Below are 21,401 nucleotides of genomic sequence, written 5' to 3'. Positions count from 1 at the left end.
TATCCAATAAAAGCCCTGATTCTATCCTTAAATCAGCCAATAACAGAGTAATCGTGATTACACAAAAGGAATTTCGCTTCTACGATGTATTAATAATTTGAGTTCGTTTACAAAGATTCTCTAGCGACGTCTCACAGTCAAACAGATACACTTAAGGCTTTTCTTTCATAAATATTATAAAAACCTTGATTGAAATTACCGACTTGTAAATTGGTAATAGCGCCTAGTGGATTTACATTTGACAAAAAGGAATTATAGAATTCCTGCTTGAATAGCCATATGAGTTTTTTTTCGAGACATAGGGAAGAATTTACGGTAATACGCGATTATGTGATTGGGTGGCTACTCGCCCTTACGCTTTGGACAATTGTTCGCAGCGTAGGTGTAACAGTAAACGGCCCCGTAAATGAACCCACACTATTGCATAATATTCGTATTGTAACAGTTTTCGGAATTTTAATGGGCGTACTATTTGGGATAGCACAGCTGAAGCTTGAGCGATACCTTTACAGACGTGTTCCGCTTTGGCGATTGGTTCTTTATGGATTATTGACCGACGTTGCCATCATGGCCATCATGTTCTCGATGGCTTATCGGATATTTCGAGATATTGTAGGGTTTAATGAAGATGTTTCATTCTTACAATTCATTCAAGACCCATCTGCAATACTTGTCTTTCTCTATTCAATACTGGTAAGCTTCGTTCTAGCGTCGATTCGGCAACTCAATTTGCTACTAGGTAAGGGTAATCTATGGAGATTTATCAAAGGTGATTTTTATCAACCAAGGGTGGAAAATCGAATCTTTATGTTTGTAGACTTAAAGGATTCCACTGGAATTGCTGAGCGCCTCGGACATATCAATTATAGTAGTTTTATTCAGGACTGTTTTTATGATCTGCATGTGGTTCAAAACTATAAGGCAGAAGTCTATCAATATGTTGGAGACGAGGTGGTACTGAGTTGGAAAGTCACCAAAGAATTGGATTATAGTCTTTGCATTCAAGCCTTTTGGGCTTTTGAGGATCGTCTTTTAGCCCGTGCAGACTTTTATAAGCAGAAGTATGATTTAATTCCTACTTTTAAAGCAGGGCTACATTTCGGAGAAGTAACTACGGCTGAGGTAGGGGAGATTAAAAAGGAGATTGCTTACCATGGTGATACAATGAATATTGCCTCTCGCATTCAGAACAAATGCAACGATTTTGGTCGCACTTTACTGATTTCTCAATTTTTTAGGGAGGAAATAAAGAAACACAAGCATTACAACTTAGAACTTATGGGGAACGAGCTACTGAAAGGTAAAAATCAAGTGATTGATATCTATGCAGTCAACAGAGCATAACGACGTTATGCTTTTTGTACGATTTCTAGGAAAGTTTTACCCTCTATTTTAGCGTCTAACCAACTGATCAAGTCAAAATATAGTAAGGGTTTGGCATCCAGCGGATTTTTCTTTAATCGCTCTAAATGATGTCTAAGCTCAATAAATGACTTTTTCAAATCTTGAGGATAGATTTGTCCAATACCAGAAATTAAGCTTAGGAAAGACTTCTGGAATTCACCTAGGTTGTCTTCTTTCTTAATATAGTTTAAAGCTGATTTGATTTTACTTTCCATTAGGTCAATATCTCCAGTGTCATAGGCAATTAGTATATCTATGATCCTAGAAAACCCCTTAAGGTCAGTTCGCAGGTTATCACTATAGGCAACAACTTTATTCAAGTAGGATTTCGCTGTTTCATAATCAGAAATGGCGAAATAGAATACACCGGCCTTATAGTATATGACCATGAGGCTATGCATATCGATGGAGGAGCGAATCGTGGCTACATCGGCCAAGACTTTCGTAGTGCTTGAGGTCTGATCTCGGAAATCCTTTTTTAAGAAAACGTTATTGAAATGCTGGATGGCCTTATACTTTGTAAAGAGTGTTCTAGCATTGCTTGTAGATAATGCCTCTGAAGTCTCCAATTGTAGTAAAATGCTAAAGTATTCTGAGAATTTCTCTACGTCATTCACACGAAACGCCGATTGTAATAACCTATTTAGTCCTTTTAGGTAACCGGATTGACGCTTTTTATCCAATTGAGTATCCTGAAAAATTAGAATCCATTTTTCGGCGTATTTCACGCAAGATTCAAAATCGTAAGTCAAATAAGAAAACCAGTAGAATGTCCTGTATAAGTAGAATTTCTCGTTAAAAGCCAGCTCATCCTCGTTATAATCTGGCAGACTTGTATAAAAAAGAGCCCTTAGGTTATTCAAGTCTCTTTCATTTTTTACGGTACCTTGTTCTATAAACCTGGCTTTCATTTTAATGGCCAGCGTAAAGAATTTTTGAACGTTATTAAAACGATGGAAAGCACTTTCAGTTTGTGCATCCAAATCGTCTACATAATCCTCATTTAGTTCGAAGACTTGCTGTGATCTTATTTGCTTTTCGTAATCTAAAAGCGCCAATTGGAATAGATCTTTTCGGTAGTCACCTGTTGTGTTTTTGGCTTTTTTGAGCAAACGGAGACTTTGTTGATACAAACCCTTTTTGTACAGCACTCTTATATAATCAAGCTGTTCGCGCAGCTCAATGTCAATGTCGTGCTTTAGATTAGACAATCGCAGACTGGCTAAAATCTGACTGTATAAATGCGACTTGAGGTTAGCAAATTGTGTGTCGCTAACATCGGTAAGGCGTTTTTTCAAGTAAACTTCGTCGTACTCTTCTAGCTTATCCATGGCATCAAAAAGCCTTAAGAATTTGGCTTCATTGGTCGTGCCAGACCTTTTTGCAAAAATTTTAAAACTACGCTTTTCAGACTTGGTCAAAGACTTGATCAGTTCAAAGAGTAATTGCTCATTTGGCGTTTTGGACATGCGATGAAATTAGTATTTAACTATCAGATAATCAGTAGTCTATATAATATATTTTAGGTTTTGGAGATCATAGAATTGGCTTATTCTCGATTTCGCAAAACAATCAAAGAAGGTAAATTCCTAAATCATTCTGATCTCCATCGTGGAGAATCAGTGTAAACGTTTCCCAACAGCGTTTCAATCCAAATAGCGAGAATCATATGACGAGAGGATTATACCGTCCAGAGTTCGAGAAAGATGCATGTGGAATAGGGTTTATTGCCAAAATGAATAATGAGGCATCTCATGATGTTGTAGCAGATGCACTAACCATGTTGCATAGAATGGAACATCGCGGTGGGGTGGCTGCTGACGATATGACGGGTGATGGAGCTGGTATAACAACAAAAATTCCTGATCAACTTTTTAGAAATGAGGCGAAGTCTCAAAATATTGATTTACCAAACCCGGGAAACTATGGAGTGGCAATGGCCTTCATTCCTAAGAACCTAATCTCACTTTATGACGCCATAATTTCTGATGCCTTAGACGAACTTAATCTGGATAGTTTTTGGGTGAGGTCAGTCAAAACTAACAGTCACGAGTTAGGAGAGTTTGCTAAATCCAACGAGCCCGAGATTATACAATATTTCATTAAAGGAGATGATTTAACAGGCACGGCACTCAATAGAAAGTTATACATTTTTAGAAAACTAGCTGAGTACAAAGCAAAAGGCCAACAACAATCAGATGCCTTTTATTTTACTTCATGTTCTTCAGACACTATTATCTACAAAGGTGAGCTAAGAACTTGGCAATTAGATGATTACTACAGTGATCTTCAACAGGAAAGTTATGGTAGCTCAATGGCTATTGTACACTCGAGGTTTTCAACTAATACGCTGCCCGAGTGGCGATTGGCACAGCCCTTTAGGTTCATTGCACACAATGGGGAGATTAACACGATAAAAGGAAACATCATCAAGATGCTTTCCAGGGAGGCGCTGTTTAAAAGCACGCATTTCACCAAAGATGAAATTGATATTCTGCTACCTATCTGTCAGCTTGAGTTTTCTGATTCTGCCAACCTAGACATGGCTGTGGAACTATTAGTGATGGGAGGAAGAAGCCTTGAACGTGTTTTGGCTATGCTTGTACCACCTGCATGGAAAGAAAATGAAGCACTGACTAAGGAATTAAAGGCATTTTATGCTTACTACGCGACTTTCTTAGAGCCGTGGGATGGGCCAGCAGCACTGTGCTTTACCGATGGTCACGTAATTGGTGCTTGTATCGATAGAAATGGCCTACGGCCAACGCGTTATGCGATTACGCAAAGTGGAAAGATAGTTTTTGCATCTGAAACAGGTATTGTCGACCTAGAACCGGCAGATGTTATTAAAAGAGGTAAGTTAAAACCAGGGCAGATGCTCTTGATTGACTTGGATAAAGGCACTTTCGAGGAGGATGAGGAGATTAAATCTAGGCTTAGTCTAGAATACCCATACGAGGAATGGAATAAAAACTTGCTTTTACCAATCGATGAGATTTGTCCACCCGAAAAGGTATTTAAAGCAAAGACTGATCATTTGCTAAACGATCAGCTTCTTTTTGGTTACTCCAGAGAAGTTTTGAAGTTCATTCTTGAACCGATGGCAACCAAAGGTACAGAGCCTATTGGATCGATGGGAAATGACACGCCATTGGCTGTATTCGCAAAGCGGAATGCACATATTTCAAATTATTTTAAGCAACTTTTTGCACAAGTAAGTAATCCAGCTATCGATCCGATCAGGGAAAAGTCTGTAATGTCATTGGTCACTTATTTAGGACAGTCAAACAACCTTTTGGAGGATAATGACCCAACGTCTAGAAAAATAGTATTGGAGCATCCCGTTTTAACTGAAGCCCAGTGCTCATTTCTCAAAAAATACAATGCCGTAAATTTCAAGGGAACGGAGCTTTCTGCCGTATACCGCGTTGCAGATGAAAGTTTAGAAGAGGCTTTGGAAAGGCTTACTTTCTCGGCAGAAGAGCTTGTTAATGCTGGCGCTAACTTGTTGGTAATTTCGAACAAGCCTGTTGCTGGGAAGCTGTCTATTCCTGCACTATTGATCACTGGTGCCGTACATCATCATTTACTCGATAAAGGCCTTAGGGCAAGAACGAGCCTGATTGTAGAGGCTGGTGATGTACTAGAAACGCATCATTTTGCTACACTTATTGGTTACGGAGCATCTGCGGTTTGTCCATATCTGGCCTTTCAAAGTATTGTAGCAAATGATGCCTTGGATAAGGCAGAAGCGATTGAGCATTACATAAAAGGAGTTAATTATGGTCTGAGGAAGATACTGTCGAAGATGGGCATATCAACGCTTCAGTCATATGAGAGTGCTCAGATATTTGAAATATTAGGTCTAGCCGATGAAGTTGTTTCAAGATGTTTCAAAGGATCTGTAAACAGGATTTCTGGAAAGGGTTTTAAAGAATTGGAACAAGAAATCATTGAAAACCATCGATTGGCGAGGGATTCTTATGAAATAGATAGACGGTTGGCCGATGGAGGTATTTACCAGTGGAGAAAGGAAGGAGAGGCCCATCTTTTTAATCCAAAAACCATTCACTTACTTCAAAAATCTACCAAACTCAACGATCAAGCACTGTTCAGAGCATATTCAAAAGCCATTGACCAGCAAGAGGAGGCTAATGTAACATTGAGAAGCCTGTTTGACTTCAATAAGACTGAATCTATTCCACTAGAAGAAGTTGAAAGTTCAGAAAAGATAATGAAGCGATTCGCTACTGGCGCTATGTCTTTTGGTTCTATATCCGAAGAGGCGCATACTACCATAGCAAAAGCAATGAATTTAATTGGTGGTAAATCGAATAGTGGAGAAGGAGGAGAAGATGCTAATCGGCTTAAGCCAGATAAAGATAGATTACTCGCGCGTTCGGCCATTAAGCAGGTAGCTTCAGGACGATTTGGTGTTACAGCGCACTATTTAGTGAATGCAGATGAGATTCAAATTAAAGTCGCCCAAGGAGCCAAACCTGGAGAAGGAGGGCAGTTACCAGGGTTGAAAGTAGATGAGAATATCGCTAGAATTCGAAATTCAACACCAGGAGTGACGCTCATTTCACCACCACCACACCACGATATTTATTCGATTGAGGATCTAGCTCAGCTTATTTTTGACCTAAAGAATGTCAACCCCGAAGCCGAGATAAATGTAAAACTCGTATCTGAGGCAGGTGTTGGTACCATTGCAGCCGGTGTGGCGAAGGCCAACGCTGATAATATTCTAATATCAGGACATGATGGCGGAACAGGCGCTTCGCCATTGGGTTCTATACAACATGCCGGAATTCCATGGGAGATCGGTTTGGCTGAAACACATCAAACGTTAATGCGGAACGGCTTAAGAAACCGCATTAAACTCCAAACTGACGGACAAATTAAGACGGCTAGAGACATTGCAATAGCCACAATTTTAGGGGCTGAAGAATGGGGCGTAGCCACTGCAGTTTTGGTTGTGGAAGGCTGCATTATGATGAGAAAATGCCATTTAAACACCTGCCCAGTTGGTATTGCCACTCAAAATCAAAAACTGAGAAAACTCTTCATAGGAAAGGTGGAACATATCGTCAATTTCTTTACGCTAATGGCTGAAGAATTACGGCTAATCATGGCAAATCTTGGTGTTAAGACCATAAATGAACTTGTTGGGAGAACGGATTTATTAACCTATAACAAGGATAAAGCACAAGGAAATGTTGGTGGTTTGGACTTGTCACCGATTCTTGATAATCCATTTATTGATGAAACTAAGGTCCAGTATAAGAATGAATCACAACCTAGTCGTATTGATCAAGTTTTAGATCACCGACTGATTCAACTGGCGCAGCCAACCTTTAAACATGCTGAAAGAGTACGTTTTGAGCAATCAATCATCAGTGAGGATAGAACTACAGGTACTATGCTCTCAGGAAAATTTGCACAACAGTTTGGCGCAGAAGGATTGGCAGATGGCACGATTACAGTAGATTTTTCAGGAACGGCCGGGCAAAGTTTTGGTGCTTTTTTAAGTCATGGTATCACATTTAACCTTGAAGGGGAAGCAAATGACTATGTGGGTAAGGGGCTTTCTGGTGGTAAATTGGTGATCTATCCATCGCCTGAAAGCAGCTGCAAAGCCGCCGAAAATATCCTTATTGGCAATGTAGCCTTGTATGGAGCCACGCGAGGACGACTTTATATAAATGGACAAGCAGGAGAACGTTTTGCAGTGCGTAACTCAGGTGCTAAGACCGTTGTAGAAGGAGTAGGCGATCATGGATGTGAGTACATGACCGGTGGTCGGGTAGTGATTCTTGGAGAAACAGGAAAGAATTTTGCCGCAGGCATGAGTGGAGGAATAGCCTATGTTTTCGCACAAGATTTCGATTTTCATAGTCGATGTAATATGGAGCTCGTTGAACTAGAGTTTCCGAATGACGATGATTACAATTTCTTACTTCAGATGATCGAAAAGCACCATCGATACACGAATAGTGTCAAGGCTATCGAGATTTTAAGTCAATGGGAGCATGCGAAGCAACACTTTGTAAAGGTGATTCCAACAGAGTATAAAAAGGTATTAGACCTAAGAAACAACTTTAGACAAGTTATAGCCTAATGGGAGATATTAAAGGATTTTTAAAGCACGATAGAATTGCAAAAGGCAATGAGGCTCCTGAACAAAGGAAGAAGCACTTTGAGGAGTTTTCTATTCCATGGAATAAGGCAAAATATGAGGATCAAGCCAGTAGATGCATGGACTGCGGAATTCCATTTTGCCATGAAGGCTGTCCTTTGGGAAATAAAATCCCTGATTTCAATGATGCGGTTCATCGGGGTAACTGGCAAGAAGCATGGGAACTTCTGAAAACGACGAATAACTTTCCTGAGTTCACGGGGCGTATTTGTCCAGCACCGTGTGAGGCATCTTGTGTTTTAGGCTTAAATAATGAAGCTGTAAACATAGAACATATTGAAAAAGAGATCAGTGAAACTGCCTTTAAAGAAGGTTGGGAAAAGCCGATTGTTCCTACCACAGAGACAGGTTTTAAAGTGGCCGTAATAGGTTCTGGACCTGCAGGTTTAGCGGCTGCCGAAGAATCTAGAAAAAGAGGACACAGTGTAACCGTTTTTGAAAGAGATAATGCACCTGGGGGGCTTTTACGATATGGAATTCCAGATTTCAAGCTAGATAAATCGACAGTGGCGCGAAGAGTTTCTTTAATGGAAGCGGCGGGAATTGAGTTTAAAACTGGTGTTGAAATCGGGGAGGATATCACTGCTGAAGTACTAGAAACCACCTTTGATGCCATCATATTATGTACTGGATCAACTGTTCCAAGAAATCTGACTATAGAAGGAAGGGATTTAAAAGGAGTCCATTTTGCCATGGACTATTTGAAGCATCAGAATCAAGTCATCGCAGGTGAAATTGACAGCTTAAATTCGGAAATGGATATGGCTGGAAAACGTGTGGTGGTTATTGGTGGGGGTGATACAGGAGCAGATTGTGTTGGGACATCGAACAGACAAGGTGCCGTTAATGTCAGCCAAATAGAACTGCTTGAAAAACCACCATTGGCCAGAGCTACTAGCAATCCTTGGCCAGAATGGCCGATGGTTTTGACCACCTCAACCTCACATGAAGAAGGAGTGGATAGAAACTGGGCGCTGCTGACAAAACGTTTCATCGGTTTAGACGGTAGGCTCACTGGTGTAGAGACTGTAAAGATTCAATGGATAGATCAGGCAAGGTTCGAATATCAAGAGGTTTCGGGAACTGAGGAAGTTAAACCATGTGACGCGGTCTTCTTAGCTATCGGTTTTGCCAAACCTGAAACAAAAGGAATAGTCGAGCAATTTGATCTTGCGCTAGATCAGAAATCAAACATTAAAGCGTCAGGATATAAGACATCTAAGCCGAATGTTTTTGCAGCGGGTGATTGTAGAAGAGGTCAATCCCTAGTAGTTTGGGCCATTGCGGAAGGAAGAAAAGCAGCTGTTGCTGTAAATCAGTATTATCAAGCCTTAGTTCCAAAGACTTAGTTTTTATTGTCACTTAAAACAGTGTCAAGAATTGGTTTAATTATGCTTTCCATTACGGCATATCCAGCTTTATTTGGGTGTACCAAATCATCTGCAGTTGTATAATCCGGAACTTTCATCCCGCCATTTCCATCTTCCATAGCACTAAATAAATCGGCATAGATCATATTATTTGCTTTTGCATAGGCTTCGATTTGTGCATTTAACTCAGGGATTTTTTTCAAAGGGTTCATATTAGGCTTCCAAGGGTAATCTTTCGCTGGAAGCACAGAACAGAGGATTACTTTAATGCCATTTTGTTTTGCAATAGCAGCCATGCTTTTAATATTCATTGCGATTTCATTGACTGAAACTGGACCAGAATTTTGAGCAATATCATTGGTTCCTGCAAGAATCACTACGGCCTTGGGTTTTAACGCAATAACGTCTGCTTGAAAGCGTAATAACATTTGATGCGTGACCTGTCCGCTTATGCCTCTGCCGATATAGTTATTATCGTTGAAAAAATCGGGACTATAGGAAACCCAAGCTTCGGTAATTGAATTCCCCATAAATACGACACGCTTTTCCTCTGAAGTTGGAGCTTTTAAGGCCGAATTAGCTTTTTCATATCTCATAAAATCAGCATAATCGTGAATACTAAATTGGTCTTGCGCCATCGCAGTGCTAATGTTGATGATGAAAAGGAATATAAAAGTACTCAGCCTGTTCGTTTTCATGGTTCTTTCTTCAGAAGGTCACTTATTTTGGAATCCACTTCCTTAGCCGTATTTCCGCTGTAGCCTGATTTAAAGTATTGAATTACACCATTCTTATCTATAATACAATGAGTTGGGTAAAGCTTGATGTTATATAAAAACGCAATCTCGCGTCCTTCAGGGACGATATCGTAGTCAAAGGATTGATTTGACAGGAATTTGTCAATCATGGGTTTTTTATCCAAGGCCACAGCTACGAACTTAACGTCCTCACCTTCGTGTTTCTCTACAATTTCATTGAGTTCGGGCATTTCCAAAATACAGGGCTTGCAGCCAACGAACCAAAAGTTGATGGCTACAACAGAGCCTTTTAAATCGGCTAAACTAATTTCTTCACCATTCAAATCTGTGACAGTAAATGGTCTGGCCGGTTTACCTATGGAAGCGGCGAGTAATTTCTTGTTAGCCTCAGATTCCTCCAGCCGTTTTAATTGTTGCTCGGAGGCTCCCTTGACATGCATGGCGACTATTTTGCCTTCTTTATCGACATAAAAGTCTTGGGTAAACCTGCCGGTTTTCATGAATTCAAGGACCTTCTTTTCATCGATTATTTTTCCCTCTGGCCCATAGAAAACGATTCTGCCACCATACCTGTTAGGTTCTCTGGCTTGCTGGGTTGTGATTACCTTCCATTCCGCAGGGAATTCTATTTTTTTCTGTCCATGAATTTGGCTGAAGCTTAGTAAAAGCAATAAGAAATAGAAGTATTTAGCCTTTTTTACCACCTATCTGCGTAGTTTAACCTGTAGCTAATATATCAAAAGTTGTCATTTGACGCTTTCGCCCCTTAGGTTTTATTCCTATCGGACAATTTCTTAATTTGAAGCATGCAATATGATGTAAGTAGCACCGACGAGTACATTGCCGTGCTAGAGAATGATTGGAGAAAAGAAAAGCTACTTCAACTTAGAGAAATAATTAAGCAAAGTGCCACACATTTGGTAGAGGGTATCAACTATAAAATGCTTAGTTATGCCGATCAAAAGGGAGTGATTTTTCACCTTAATGCACAGATGAATTATGTGAGTTTTTATGTTGGCGATGCATCTAAAGTAGACCCTTCAGGAGAACTGCTTAAAGGAATAGATGTCGGGAAGGGCTGCTTAAGGTTTAAAAAAAGCGTAGACCCTAATAACACTCAAATCGACTCCTTTATCAAAAAGGCGGTACTTTTGTGGCAGAATAATGTTGATATTGGTTGTTGAATTAACAACCTCACATGGCTTAATGCTGTTATACACTTGAATATACTTCAGAACATTAAACACGATTCAAAATGAGCTTTAAATTAACGACCGCCTTCCTGACACTACTCGCATTTTTGGCTTGTGATACACCTGAACTATTTGATTCAGATGAACCCACTACCGAAGCCGTAAAGGCTGAACTTGTTACCTCCGAGTTGACCAACCCTTGGGGGATGGCATTTTTACCGAACGGAGAAATTCTGGTGACTGAAAAGAGCGGTACCATCGTACGAATCGCCAATGGAGAAATTGTTAATAAAGACGTCAAAGGTGGACCAAATGCTGTTTCTAGAGGGCAGGGTGGACTTTTGGATATTGAGTTACATCCGGATTTTGAAAACAGTAAATGGGTCTATTTCACCTTTGCTAGTGACGAAGGCGAGGGGTCAGGGGCAATGACTGCACTTTCTAGGGCTCAATGGACAGGTGAAGGTTTTGAAAACCATACGGTGCTCTATAAAGGTTCACCGAATACACGAGCAGGACAGCATTTTGGCAGTAGAATCGCGTTTGATAATGATGGCTATGTTTATTTTTCGATAGGCGACAGAGGTAACAGAGATAACAATCCTCAGGATATCACAAGAGATGGAGGCAAAGTTTACCGCTTACATGACGATGGTAGAATTCCATCAGATAATCCTTTTGTCAACGTGGATGGAGCAAAAAAGGCTGTTTATTCTTACGGTCATAGAAACCCACAAGGAATGGCCAAAAACCCTGAAACTGGAGATATTTGGGCCCACGAACACGGTCCTCGCGGTGGGGATGAATTAAACCTGATCAGTAAAGGAAAAAACTATGGTTGGCCAGTAATTACTTACGGTATTAACTATAGCGGGAGTAAGATTACCGATGAAACTTCCCGTGATGGTATGGAGCAGCCAGTTACTTATTGGGTTCCATCAATCGCACCATGTGGTATGGCCTTCGTGAGCGACTCAAAATATAATGGCTGGGATGGAAACATAATTGTTGGTTCCTTAAAGTTCTCTTATTTGGTGAGGCTAGTAGTTGAAAATAATAAAGTCGTAAAGGAAGAAAAGATCGCAGAAGGTATTGGTAGAGTTAGAAACGTAGAAATGGGTAATGACGGTTATCTGTACGTAGGAGTAGAAGGAAAAGGTCTTTATCGTTTGCTACCAGAATAACGATTAGCCACTTTTTTTGGCTAGCGCAAAGTAATTTCCTAACAGTAAAAGCGACATACCCAAAGCCGTGTAAACTGTGAAATTGAATCCTTCCAAAAAGGTAGAAATAGTCACAGCGATAAGAGGTAAGAGGACGATTGCATAAGCCGCGCGATCTGGCCCTATTTTGCTAATCAAGGTCAAGTAAGTAACAAAGGCGATGATTGAACCAAAAATCGTTAAGTAGCTCAAGGATAGGACATAGGCCAAACTAGTATCAAAAACGATTGTTTTGCCGACTACGAGTGCAATTCCGAGCATCAGTAGTCCGCCATACCCCATTCCAAATGCTGTAGACTGAATAACAGGGATATTAATTTTTGAATTACTCGCCGATACTATATTGCCTAAACTAGCGCTTGCTACACCTAAAAAGCACAGGACAATCCCCGTAACCGAGTCGCTCCCCATGGAGAATGATTGTAACTCATCTTTAAAAATTATCGCTGTTCCAAGAAGCCCTAAAAGCGCTCCAGAAATGACTTTAGATACAACTTTTAGTCGAAGAAAAATGGCTCCAAAGATCATATTAAAGAAGATAATGGTAGAAAATGCAACCGCGACTAAGCCACTATTGATCAAAGATTCAGATTGATAAACCAACCAGTAATTCATGCCAAACAAAAGTGATCCTTGTAAGGCAATTCTTGCATGGACTTTCAACGGATAATTGAGCGATTTCCTCTTGATTAAGCAATAGCTTAAAATAATGAAAGATCCAGCCAGAAAGCGATAAGAAACAGAAAGCAATGGATCAACTGTACCTAATTGAAACGTGATAACGTACCAAGTGGAACCCCAAATAACAGCCGGAATAATGAATAAATGAACATTGTTAACCTTGCTGTCTTGCATGCTGCAAATTAAACCAAATCAATTCGGAGCAGAAGTTACCTAATTGAAAATGTTTGATAGTCCAGTTGAAGTTTTCTACATATTCAGCCAGTAGGTCAACTTAAATACAATTTGACGATTCTTGATATTTAAGCCGTCATTACCATAATTATCGGTATAGACGAGGAAGAAATCAGACATAGGCTTGTAACGCCACTGAAAACGGCTGAAGATGTTATAGTTTTCGGATTGTGAATTATACTGAATAGAAGTAGTCCAGAACATTTTATTCGAAAAACTGATTTCCGTGTTCGCCCGGAACAAATGCAATTTGGTTTCGCCGAAACCTTCGGCCAGTTCCACACTATTGTACTCATAGTTTATCCCGAAGGTACCCCAAGGCTGTGCGCGTACATTTAGGCCAGTGGCTATTCCATACCTAGTGCCATTGTAAAAGTCTCCGTAACGTAGCGTCCATTCCGTGTTGAATACTTTACGTCTATCAGTATTAAAGTTGACGTTGTAATCTGTGAATTTGAAATTGGTGGCTGGGAGAGGAGTATCAGCACCTATTAAGTTGGTAGGTACTGGTAAATTTACTTCGGTGAAAAATCTATTGAACCTTAATTCAGACGTGTTTTTAAACATGAAGTCATAGCCAAGCCCATGGTTTCTTTCATTTAATGAACCATCAGGGTTGTTATAGAGCCAATGCCAAGTTCTCGGTCCGTGTTGATTTAAAATGCTCTTGTCATTTTTTGGAAAGAATCTATATACTGACCATACATTATATCTGCTAAAGCCCTTTCGGATGCTCTCTTCAGTGATCGCATCAAAATTGTTGATCCTTGGGTTGAAGCCCAATTCAGTGATATAATTTTCACCCACCCGATCGAATGTCCAGCCGCCTCGGAGGTGTCTACCGCGATATCCTCCAGACATTCCATAATAAGTGTTTTCTCCTAATTTATCGTCTGTGGTAGCCGCGTGAAACCTGACGGTATTATCCCAGGTGCCAGTAGGGTGAACGTAGTTGAATTCTAAGCCCCCATTCCGACCAAAATCATCACTAGCAGCCTGTCTATTGATAAAAAGCGCCTTAATTACTGACCTTTTAAGTACCCGTTGGTGCACAGCTGCCACTGTATAATTATTGGCAAGTGACTCTTCAGTTTCGCCAGTCTGAATGTTCATAACACCCAGTCGCATGTCTTTGGTGATATTTCCTGTGAGGCGCGCTCCGTAGTTAATCGGGACTTGCTGACCCTCCGAAAGGCCTATAGTCCTAGAAAAGAATGGTTGAATTTGCCAGCTTCCGAAGTTGGAAAAAATGTCGCCGTTTTCAAGAAAGAAGTTTCTCCTTTCTGGGAAGAAAATACTGAAACGCGTCAGGTTAGTCACTTGTTGATCTACGTCCACATTTGAAAAATCTGGGTTTAATGTGAGGTCCAGACTTAAAGAACCAGTCACAGCTACTTTAGCATCAATTCCCGCGTCAAAATCCTGTGTATAGTTGGTTTGGCCTTCATCTTCGAAATCCCGCTGTGTGCCACCAGCTACATAAGGAATCAACACTACTTTGCCTTTTGCCTTTTCGGGTTTTTCTTCCCACTTCATGGTCCCCATGAAATTCAAATCTATGCCGCCATAATTGAGTGGAAACTGTGTCCAGGTTGAGTACTCATTGCGTTGCATATCTCCACGGATAAAATTGATCCCCCAATCAGAAATTTGAGTTCCATACCGTAATGTTTTCATAGGTATAGCCATTTCCACTAGCCAGTGATCGGCATATTGTTTCACTTCAGAATACCACTTATTATCCCAGTTTTCGTCGAACTCAGTTCTACCACCATCAAGGCTTAAAAGAGCCTCCATTTGCGCACCACCAGCATTTACTCCAAAAAAGAAACCGCTCTGTTTATTGTTAAATGGATCTATTACTACGGTGAAATTGTCGCTGTTCCAGTGCGCATCACGGTTATCCCTTCTTAAGGATTGGACAACTCGGTTTCCTGTGTCATAAAGTTTTGCCTTTACATAGATATACTCTGCATCGTAGGTGGCCCAAACTTCAGATAAAGCATTGGCCACCCCCTGATCTTCGGGCCAGTGATTGATAAACTGAGATATTTTTTCGGCATTTTCCCAGCCTTCATCACTTTCATCACCATCTATGCTGATAAGGCCTTCGGTATGTTTCAGATTATAGATAAATAAGTCGCGCGTCTCGCGGGTATCTTGTGCCATAATATCCGACACCAAGAGAAAGAGTATGAGGTAAAAAAATGGTTTCATAGTAGCAGCAGTTGATCGTTGGTATGATCGCGTATACTATGACTATGACTTTAGGTTTAGCGAATTTTGGCCTTTTAGACCAATGTTTGTACCTGATAGACGGAAGGACTATCTGGCCAAAATATGTATTTGGTCGATGTTAATACGAACTTCAGGAGTACTATTAACCCTTACATCCAATAAACTGTAAGTTTGCAACTTATTGAATAAGTTTAGGGTTCGAATTAACCATTGCTGAGTGGCTAATCCGTTTCACTGAATTTAAAATCAGCAACTTTTAAAAGGCCCATTTAAGCTTACTATGCCGAAGATCAATTTTGAACGACTGATGTTTGATACACCACGACTCATGTGGCATGTGATCTTTTGGCTCATCTATACTTCATTTTTTGCGATCGTTTATGGTTCTTTTGAGGAAGACTATAGTCGTCAGTTTCAACATGTTTGGTTAGATGCCATTGTACAGATTCCAGCGGTATATTTGGTGCTTTATGTCCTGATGCCAAAACTCTTGTTTAAAGGTAAATATGGGCAGTTCTTCGGCTGGTTATTGCTGATAATATTGGTTTTTAGTGGCCTGAATTGGTTCGTTTATGTTTTAGTACAAAAGCCTTTGCTTTGGCCGGATGATCCATATCAACCCATTTTATGGAACGTAGGAAAGATATTCAAAACCACAGCTAAAATTTATCCTGTTGTGGTGTTAGCCATCGTATCTAAGTGGTTCAAATATTGGTACAGAGAGGAAAAGAATAATCGACTATTATCAGAAGAGAAGTTACAAGCCGAGCTTAAGTTTTTAAAGGCTCAAATCCATCCTCACTTTCTATTTAATACGCTTAATAACTTATATGCATTAACCCTGAAAAGCAGTAAAGAGGCACCAGAGGTTGTTTTAAAGCTTTCAGATTTACTCAATTACATGCTCTATGAATGCAGTGCGGATAGCGTTTCGCTCGAGAAAGAGGTGAGGCTTGTCAAGGATTACATCGCATTAGAGAAGATCCGCTATGGCGATCGGCTTGAAGTTAATTTCAATTGTGCTCAACATATTGGTGATGTCATGTTAGCGCCTTTGATGATTTTACCATTTGTAGAAAATGCGTTTAAACATGGTGTTAGTGAAGAATTAGACCAGTCATGGGTAGCTATCGACTTAAATAGAAAAGGTGAGCAGCTAACCTTAAAGGTAGAAAACAGTAAAAGTATACAACACAAAGAAGAAGACCACTTTGAATACAAGAAAGGGATAGGTCTTAAAAATGTTAAAAGAAGGTTAGAAATTTTGTACGGAGACGACTACCAGCTGGACATTCACGAGTCCGAGGAGTCATTTTTAGTAGTGCTCAAATTGAATTTTAAAGGTCATTAATATGAAATGTATCATCGTGGACGATGAGCCTTTAGCCCGAGAGGTTATCGAATCTTATGTGGCTAAAATAGACGGATTGGAGTTGGTCGCTTCATGTGATAATGCTGTAAAGGCGTTTGACATCCTGAAAAAGGAGTCTATTCAGCTTATCTTTTTAGATATCCAGATGCCCAAATTGAATGGGATTGATTTTCTGAAAGTACTTCACCCATTGCCTAAGATAATTTTTACCACCGCTTACCGCGAATATGCGATTGAGAGCTATGAGTTGGATGTGGTAGACTATTTGCTCAAACCAATCTCTTTTCAACGCTTTTTGATGTCTGTAAACAAGGCCATGAATGAAAATGGTACAACAGGAATAGAAGAGGGGCAAGGAGACGAGCTAAGGTCGGATCATCCTTACATATTTCTCAAAGCCGATCGAAAAATGGTAAAGGTATACCTGAAGGATATCTTGTATATAGAAAGCCTGAAAGACTATGTGAGGATTAAAATGCCTAATAGAGATGTAATCAGTCTTCAGAAAATCAGCTTTTTGGAGCAAAAATTACCTGAAGACTGTTTTATTAGAATACATCGATCTTTCATTGTTCCATTTAAGAAAATCGAGGCCTATTCAAACCACGTGATTGAAATAGCTGGAACAGAGCTGCCTATTGGCAGGAATTATAAGGAGAAAGTCCTCGGTATTCTCAATGATGATAAATCTATTTTAGGCTAAACTATCGCTTAGTTCCTGAAATTGTAGATTCACAACCATCTGATGATGGACCATCATTTGACAAAGTTAAAGTGGTACCGTTGATGGTGTAAATCGCGGTTTCACAGTCTCCATCGAAGCAAATCGTGATTTTATTCCCGTCAATCGAATAAGTAGAAGTCTCTGACTCCGTTTCCGTTTGGGATTGATTTGTTGCTAGATCTGTAATGACCGTTACAAAATTTGTTGTGAAGTTGCCATCGGCATCAATCACTAATGTAGCAGATCCACAAATCTCGAAGCCAAACTCATTTACACAAGTAATTAAGTTTGCGGTATTGTCGTCTGGGTCTGTACAGTTGACTGAGGAGAGGTTAGTAACATCCCAAGTTCCAATTATTTCATCCGCTGGGTTTACATCATCTGGATCGCAAGATAGAACAAGAGAAGTAGAGACAAGCGCCAATAATAACAGGCGCATAAAGCGTGTTGTGTTTTTCATATACTGAGTTTTAATCGTGTTGTTATCTTCAAATGTAGATAAACCTGATTAAAAATGGTAGAATCAAATTAAACCGCTGCTTTTAACCCTATTAAAAACATAAAGCATTTCTGAGGCAATTTGTAATGAACGCTCATCATACATTTCCTCTTCTTGTGGAGTGTCATCAAAGGCTTTTGGGTCTTCATACCGTAAAGGAATTCGAGCATCAGTTCCTGGAATAAAAGGACAATTCTCGTCAGCGTCGGAGCAAGTCATTACAGCGGCAAAACCAGACTTAGGGTTAATTGGATCGTCAAACAGCTTTGAAAAGCAAGTCAATGGCTCATTATCCGAGTATCGTACTTCATATTTTGGGTTATTCGAGTCATTACCGACTATTTGGAATCCTTGGCGCCGCAGTGAGGCAACAGCTCTTTCGTTAAAGGCAGTTACTTCTACGCCTCCAGAGAAAGACTGCAATTTAATATCGCTGTATTCGGCTGCGGCAGCTGCCCAAATTTGAGAGAATTGACTACGTCTTGAATTGTGCGTACAAATAAAGTGAAGACGTAAATCTTTACTAGTTTCAAGCTGTTTCCGACAATAGTCGGCCAGTTGATTTAAAATATCTAGTCTTTCTGTTGGAATAGATAAAGCGGCTGCGCTCTCAATAGTTTCTAGTACTTGTGTGTTCATGAATTCACTATTCTATGTTAACAACAGCCAGAATTAGGATCACAAGCGTTGGCTTTCATTCTGATATTTTTGAGTCGAATTTTTGGCTTTTCTGCTGGCAATCCACATTTATCAGGAGCTAGGCAATCCGTTTGTTTATTGATTAGGAAAAATTGATTGTCGCTGAAATCCAGACCGAATTTCGATATTGTCTGTGGCCCCTGATATTCTACTTCAACTTCAAAGTCACCCATGTCAAGGAGCTTTTCCGAAAGCGATACAATGTCTAGTAATTTCTGTGGTTGTAATCTGTGGTCGACATCTACTGAAGACCAGAGTTGAAAGTTTACGACTTTTTCGTCTCTCATAGTACCACCACAGTCAATGAAATTCTTTTGAATAACACCAACCTCAGTAATGTGAAAGTGAGAGGGGACTTTAGTGCCATCAGGCAGTACAAATTGAAGTCTTTCTAAAGTCTTAAGCTTGTTCTTTACTTGTGATAATCTCATTGTAGCTCGATTATATATCTATAAATACATATATGAAAATATACTAATATGTATATATTAATATTTATTGAATTGAAGCTGACTCATCCATAAACCAGATTAATTCACCGTGAGTAGGAGATACATGAGCCGCTGGATACGTTTTATAATTACCGGTCTTATTAAATATCTCTGTCAACTTTTCTGCCTTACTTGCTCCAGTCGCTAGAAAACAGATAGACTTTGCATTGTTAATCACTGGTCCGGTTAGCGTTACTCGCTTTTGACCTGAATCTGGATTTATGCCAACTGCACAAACACTAGGGCTATTCATCAGCTCAATTTCGTGCGGAAATATCGAAGCCGTATGGCCATCAGTTCCGATACCTAGTATGATAATGTCGAATGCCGGAATATCATTTATAGATTGTAAATTCTTGTTTAAAAGAGCTCCGTATCGGTCGGCTTCATCATCAGGTAAATTCTCTCCCAAAACACGATGAATATTAGCCTCTGGTATGTTAATCTTAGAAATTAAATGCTCAACAGTCATCTTATAGTTGCTGTCATCATCCGTAGGAGGAACACAGCGTTCATCTCCCCAATACAAATGGATTTTCGACCAATCGATCTCATTTAGGTATTTTGAGGCTAGCAGATCAAACAAAATTTTTGGCGTCGATCCACCAGAAAGGGCTACCGTTAAACTGTCTTGTGATTTGTGTTTAGATAGTAGGTACTGCGCGAAACCATCGGCAGCCGCATTAGCGTCTTTGTATATCTGTTTTTCCATTTCTATAATTCGCAGTAGTTGCCATCGTCCGTGAGATTTGAGCACGGATATCGCCAATTCATATTCTCTCCATCTATCAGGTTATCCGCATTTTCTGGCCCCCAAGTTCCTGCTGGGTAACCATAAACCGGAATAGATTCGTCGTTTTCCCAGGCTTTTAAAATGGGGTCAATGAATTCCCACGCCGCTTCGGTACTGTCACCTCTTGCGTATAGTGTGGCATCACCCTGCATACAGTCCAGAATTAATCTCTCATAGGCATCTGGCACATAGACATTGCTCAATTCGTCATACTTGAAATCCATGTTTACCTGCTCTGTATTAAAACCAGCACCAGGTATTTTCATATCAAACTTGAGCAGTATGCCTTCATTTGGCTGAATTCTGATCACCAATACGTTTTGCTGGTTCGATAATGAGCTATCATGAGCAAATAGATGGTGATGATTTGGTTTAAAATGAATGACGACCTCAGTTACGCGAGTAGGCATGCTTTTACCGGTCCTGATATAGAAAGGTACATCTGCCCAGCGCCAATTGTCTATGAAGAACTTCATGGCCACGTAAGTCTCGGTCTTCGATTGATCTTGAACACCTTCCTCCTCACGATAACCTTTAACAGCTTCACCACGCACAGTAGAGTTTAGGTACTGACCACGTATTACATTCTCCTTAATATCTTGATCGGTATAAGCTCTCAAGCTTTGAAATACCTTTAGCTTTTCGTTTCTAATGGACTCAGCGTCAGGCCTTACTGGCGGCTCCATAGCTACAAGTGCAACTAATTGAAAGAGATGATTTTGGATCATATCTCTTAAAGCACCAGATGAATCATAATAGCCGCCTCTTTTTTCAACACCGACGTGTTCGGCCGCAGTGATTTCTATGCGATGAATATAGTTCCTATTCCAAAGTGGCTCGAAAATACTGTTTGCAAAACGTGTCACAAACATATTCTGAACGGTCTCTTTGCCTAAATAATGATCAATTCTATATATCTGTTCTTCGGAGAAACTGCAGAGCAACCCTTTATTGAGTGCTTTAGCAGATTCAAGGTCGTAGCCAAAAGGTTTTTCTACAATCAATCTACTCCAGCCATCAGTATTCCCATTCAATCCATTTTCTGCCAAGCCATTGGCGATCGTTTGGTAAAGACTTGGTGGGGTAGCTAGATAAAAAATGTAGTTGTTTTTGGTTGTTATCTCCTGATCGAGCTGTTCAAGCCTGTTCTTTAATTGACCGTAAGTCTCAATATTTTTAGTGTCAACCGCTTGATAAAAGACAAGCTTAGCAAAGCGTTCTAGGTTTTCTTCCGTTGCTGTGGATTTGCCTTTCAGGTGCTCATTGTTGAATACAACCTTAATGCGATACTCTTCATCTGTAAATTCTGACCTGCTCACACCAATTACAGCATAAGATTCTGGTAGAAAGCCTCCGCAGAACAAATTGAATACTGCTGGAATTAGTTTTCTTTCGGTGAGATCACCAGAAGCACCAAAAATTACCAGTGCCTGATTGTCAGTTTTTTTCATTTATTTTTTTTGGTCGACCTAGCTTGCTTTCTTTGTACAGACTTAAATCGAAACGCCAGAAAATAGTTC

The 21,401-nt window shown here is 40.0% G+C and carries 17 protein-coding genes; 7 read left to right on the top strand and 10 right to left on the bottom strand.

The features are described from left to right. The first annotated feature begins 279 nt into the window (after positions 1 to 279). On the top strand, positions 280 to 1,344 hold the full coding sequence (locus BFP71_RS14855; protein WP_069836230.1) for an adenylate/guanylate cyclase domain-containing protein: 1,065 nt from the start codon (positions 280 to 282) through the stop codon (positions 1,342 to 1,344). A gap of 5 nt (positions 1,345 to 1,349) precedes the next feature. Here the strand turns inward: BFP71_RS14855 and BFP71_RS14850 are convergent, their stop codons facing one another. Continuing rightward, positions 1,350 to 2,873 (bottom strand): hypothetical protein, encoded by a 1,524-nt coding sequence (locus BFP71_RS14850; RefSeq protein WP_069836229.1) that lies wholly within the window; start codon positions 2,871 to 2,873, stop codon positions 1,350 to 1,352. Positions 2,874 to 3,073: 200 nt separating this feature from the next. Between BFP71_RS14850 and gltB the strand changes: the two genes are divergently transcribed. Together gltB and BFP71_RS14840 are read left to right on the top strand one after the other, a co-directional pair. Continuing rightward, complete coding sequence (gene gltB, locus BFP71_RS14845) at positions 3,074 to 7,528, top strand: glutamate synthase large subunit (protein WP_069836228.1); 4,455 nt, start codon at positions 3,074 to 3,076, stop codon at positions 7,526 to 7,528. Next, a complete protein-coding gene (locus tag BFP71_RS14840) occupies positions 7,528 to 8,955 on the top strand; it encodes a glutamate synthase subunit beta (RefSeq protein ID WP_069836227.1) in 1,428 nt (475 codons plus the stop codon). Before gltB ends, BFP71_RS14840 begins: the two co-directional genes overlap by 1 nt. Here BFP71_RS14840 and BFP71_RS14835 read toward each other — a convergent pair. Continuing rightward, positions 8,952 to 9,674 carry a GDSL-type esterase/lipase family protein gene (locus BFP71_RS14835; protein WP_069836226.1) on the bottom strand — a complete coding sequence of 241 codons (723 nt, stop codon included), beginning with the start codon at positions 9,672 to 9,674 and terminating at the stop codon, positions 8,952 to 8,954. The two genes, BFP71_RS14840 and BFP71_RS14835, sit on opposite strands and share 4 nt — an antisense overlap. Beyond that, positions 9,671 to 10,438, bottom strand: a complete 768-nt coding sequence (locus tag BFP71_RS14830; protein ID WP_069836225.1) for a TlpA family protein disulfide reductase — start codon at positions 10,436 to 10,438, stop codon at positions 9,671 to 9,673. Before BFP71_RS14830 ends, BFP71_RS14835 begins: the two co-directional genes overlap by 4 nt. A gap of 102 nt (positions 10,439 to 10,540) precedes the next feature. On the opposite strand from BFP71_RS14830, the gene BFP71_RS14825 reads away from it, so the two are divergent. Both BFP71_RS14825 and BFP71_RS14820 read left to right on the top strand, forming a co-directional pair. Continuing rightward, a complete protein-coding gene (locus BFP71_RS14825) occupies positions 10,541 to 10,918 on the top strand; it encodes an iron chaperone (protein ID WP_069836224.1) in 378 nt (125 codons plus the stop codon). Positions 10,919 to 10,989: 71 nt separating this feature from the next. After that, positions 10,990 to 12,111: a PQQ-dependent sugar dehydrogenase gene (locus BFP71_RS14820; protein WP_088125062.1), complete on the top strand. Its 1,122-nt coding sequence runs from the start codon at positions 10,990 to 10,992 to the stop codon at positions 12,109 to 12,111. A 3-nt stretch (positions 12,112 to 12,114) separates the two neighbouring features. On the opposite strand, the gene BFP71_RS14815 is transcribed toward BFP71_RS14820, so the two are convergent. Together BFP71_RS14815 and BFP71_RS14810 are read right to left on the bottom strand one after the other, a co-directional pair. Then, positions 12,115 to 13,005 (bottom strand): DMT family transporter, encoded by an 891-nt coding sequence (locus BFP71_RS14815; RefSeq protein WP_069836223.1) that lies wholly within the window; start codon positions 13,003 to 13,005, stop codon positions 12,115 to 12,117. A 75-nt stretch (positions 13,006 to 13,080) separates the two neighbouring features. After that, positions 13,081 to 15,282: a DUF5916 domain-containing protein gene (locus tag BFP71_RS14810; protein ID WP_088125061.1), complete on the bottom strand. Its 2,202-nt coding sequence runs from the start codon at positions 15,280 to 15,282 to the stop codon at positions 13,081 to 13,083. Positions 15,283 to 15,583: 301 nt separating this feature from the next. Here BFP71_RS14810 and BFP71_RS14805 point away from each other — a divergent pair, with 301 nt between their 5' ends. Together BFP71_RS14805 and BFP71_RS14800 are read left to right on the top strand one after the other, a co-directional pair. Beyond that, positions 15,584 to 16,654 (top strand): sensor histidine kinase, encoded by a 1,071-nt coding sequence (locus tag BFP71_RS14805; RefSeq protein WP_069836221.1) that lies wholly within the window; start codon positions 15,584 to 15,586, stop codon positions 16,652 to 16,654. 1 nt (position 16,655) lies between these two features. Continuing rightward, complete coding sequence (locus BFP71_RS14800) at positions 16,656 to 17,378, top strand: LytR/AlgR family response regulator transcription factor (protein ID WP_069836220.1); 723 nt, start codon at positions 16,656 to 16,658, stop codon at positions 17,376 to 17,378. A gap of 1 nt (position 17,379) precedes the next feature. Here the strand turns inward: BFP71_RS14800 and BFP71_RS14795 are convergent, their stop codons facing one another. The 5 genes from BFP71_RS14795 to zwf all read right to left on the bottom strand — a co-directional run bounded on the left by BFP71_RS14795 (position 17,380) and on the right by zwf (position 21,332). Beyond that, positions 17,380 to 17,859: a lipocalin-like domain-containing protein gene (locus tag BFP71_RS14795; RefSeq protein ID WP_069836219.1), complete on the bottom strand. Its 480-nt coding sequence runs from the start codon at positions 17,857 to 17,859 to the stop codon at positions 17,380 to 17,382. 63 nt (positions 17,860 to 17,922) lie between these two features. Then, positions 17,923 to 18,537 (bottom strand): low molecular weight phosphatase family protein, encoded by a 615-nt coding sequence (locus tag BFP71_RS14790; protein ID WP_069836218.1) that lies wholly within the window; start codon positions 18,535 to 18,537, stop codon positions 17,923 to 17,925. A gap of 17 nt (positions 18,538 to 18,554) precedes the next feature. Further along, on the bottom strand, positions 18,555 to 19,028 hold the full coding sequence (locus BFP71_RS14785; protein WP_069836217.1) for a DUF6428 family protein: 474 nt from the start codon (positions 19,026 to 19,028) through the stop codon (positions 18,555 to 18,557). Between the two features lie 64 nt (positions 19,029 to 19,092). Then, positions 19,093 to 19,800: a 6-phosphogluconolactonase gene (gene pgl / locus BFP71_RS14780; RefSeq protein ID WP_069836216.1), complete on the bottom strand. Its 708-nt coding sequence runs from the start codon at positions 19,798 to 19,800 to the stop codon at positions 19,093 to 19,095. A 2-nt stretch (positions 19,801 to 19,802) separates the two neighbouring features. Next, the gene (zwf, locus tag BFP71_RS14775) at positions 19,803 to 21,332 is read right to left on the bottom strand and encodes a glucose-6-phosphate dehydrogenase (protein ID WP_069836215.1); all 1,530 of its coding nucleotides are present in this window, start codon (positions 21,330 to 21,332) and stop codon (positions 19,803 to 19,805) included. Positions 21,333 to 21,401 lie beyond the last annotated feature (69 nt).

The sequence above is a fragment of the Roseivirga misakiensis genome (assembly GCF_001747105.1).
GTDB lineage: Bacteria > Bacteroidota > Bacteroidia > Cytophagales > Cyclobacteriaceae > Roseivirga > Roseivirga misakiensis.
This window is presented reverse-complemented; position numbering and strand designations above follow the sequence as displayed.

Excerpts from the sequence above, each read along its gene's own strand:
- BFP71_RS14790 (WP_069836218.1), bottom strand. The coding sequence starts at position 18,537 with ATGAACACACAAGTACTAGAAACTATTGAGAGCGCAGCCGCTTTATCT.
- BFP71_RS14815 (WP_069836223.1), bottom strand. The coding sequence starts at position 13,005 with ATGCAAGACAGCAAGGTTAACAATGTTCATTTATTCATTATTCCGGCT.
- BFP71_RS14850 (WP_069836229.1), bottom strand. The coding sequence starts at position 2,873 with ATGTCCAAAACGCCAAATGAGCAATTACTCTTTGAACTGATCAAGTCT.
- BFP71_RS14785 (WP_069836217.1), bottom strand. The coding sequence starts at position 19,028 with ATGAGATTATCACAAGTAAAGAACAAGCTTAAGACTTTAGAAAGACTT.
- gltB (WP_069836228.1), top strand. The coding sequence starts at position 3,074 with ATGACGAGAGGATTATACCGTCCAGAGTTCGAGAAAGATGCATGTGGA.
- BFP71_RS14810 (WP_088125061.1), bottom strand. The coding sequence starts at position 15,282 with ATGAAACCATTTTTTTACCTCATACTCTTTCTCTTGGTGTCGGATATT.
- BFP71_RS14840 (WP_069836227.1), top strand. The coding sequence starts at position 7,528 with ATGGGAGATATTAAAGGATTTTTAAAGCACGATAGAATTGCAAAAGGC.
- BFP71_RS14855 (WP_069836230.1), top strand. The coding sequence starts at position 280 with ATGAGTTTTTTTTCGAGACATAGGGAAGAATTTACGGTAATACGCGAT.
- BFP71_RS14795 (WP_069836219.1), bottom strand. The coding sequence starts at position 17,859 with ATGAAAAACACAACACGCTTTATGCGCCTGTTATTATTGGCGCTTGTC.
- BFP71_RS14825 (WP_069836224.1), top strand. The coding sequence starts at position 10,541 with ATGCAATATGATGTAAGTAGCACCGACGAGTACATTGCCGTGCTAGAG.
- BFP71_RS14835 (WP_069836226.1), bottom strand. The coding sequence starts at position 9,674 with ATGAAAACGAACAGGCTGAGTACTTTTATATTCCTTTTCATCATCAAC.
- BFP71_RS14820 (WP_088125062.1), top strand. The coding sequence starts at position 10,990 with ATGAGCTTTAAATTAACGACCGCCTTCCTGACACTACTCGCATTTTTG.
- zwf (WP_069836215.1), bottom strand. The coding sequence starts at position 21,332 with ATGAAAAAAACTGACAATCAGGCACTGGTAATTTTTGGTGCTTCTGGT.
- BFP71_RS14805 (WP_069836221.1), top strand. The coding sequence starts at position 15,584 with ATGCCGAAGATCAATTTTGAACGACTGATGTTTGATACACCACGACTC.
- BFP71_RS14800 (WP_069836220.1), top strand. The coding sequence starts at position 16,656 with ATGAAATGTATCATCGTGGACGATGAGCCTTTAGCCCGAGAGGTTATC.
- pgl (WP_069836216.1), bottom strand. The coding sequence starts at position 19,800 with ATGGAAAAACAGATATACAAAGACGCTAATGCGGCTGCCGATGGTTTC.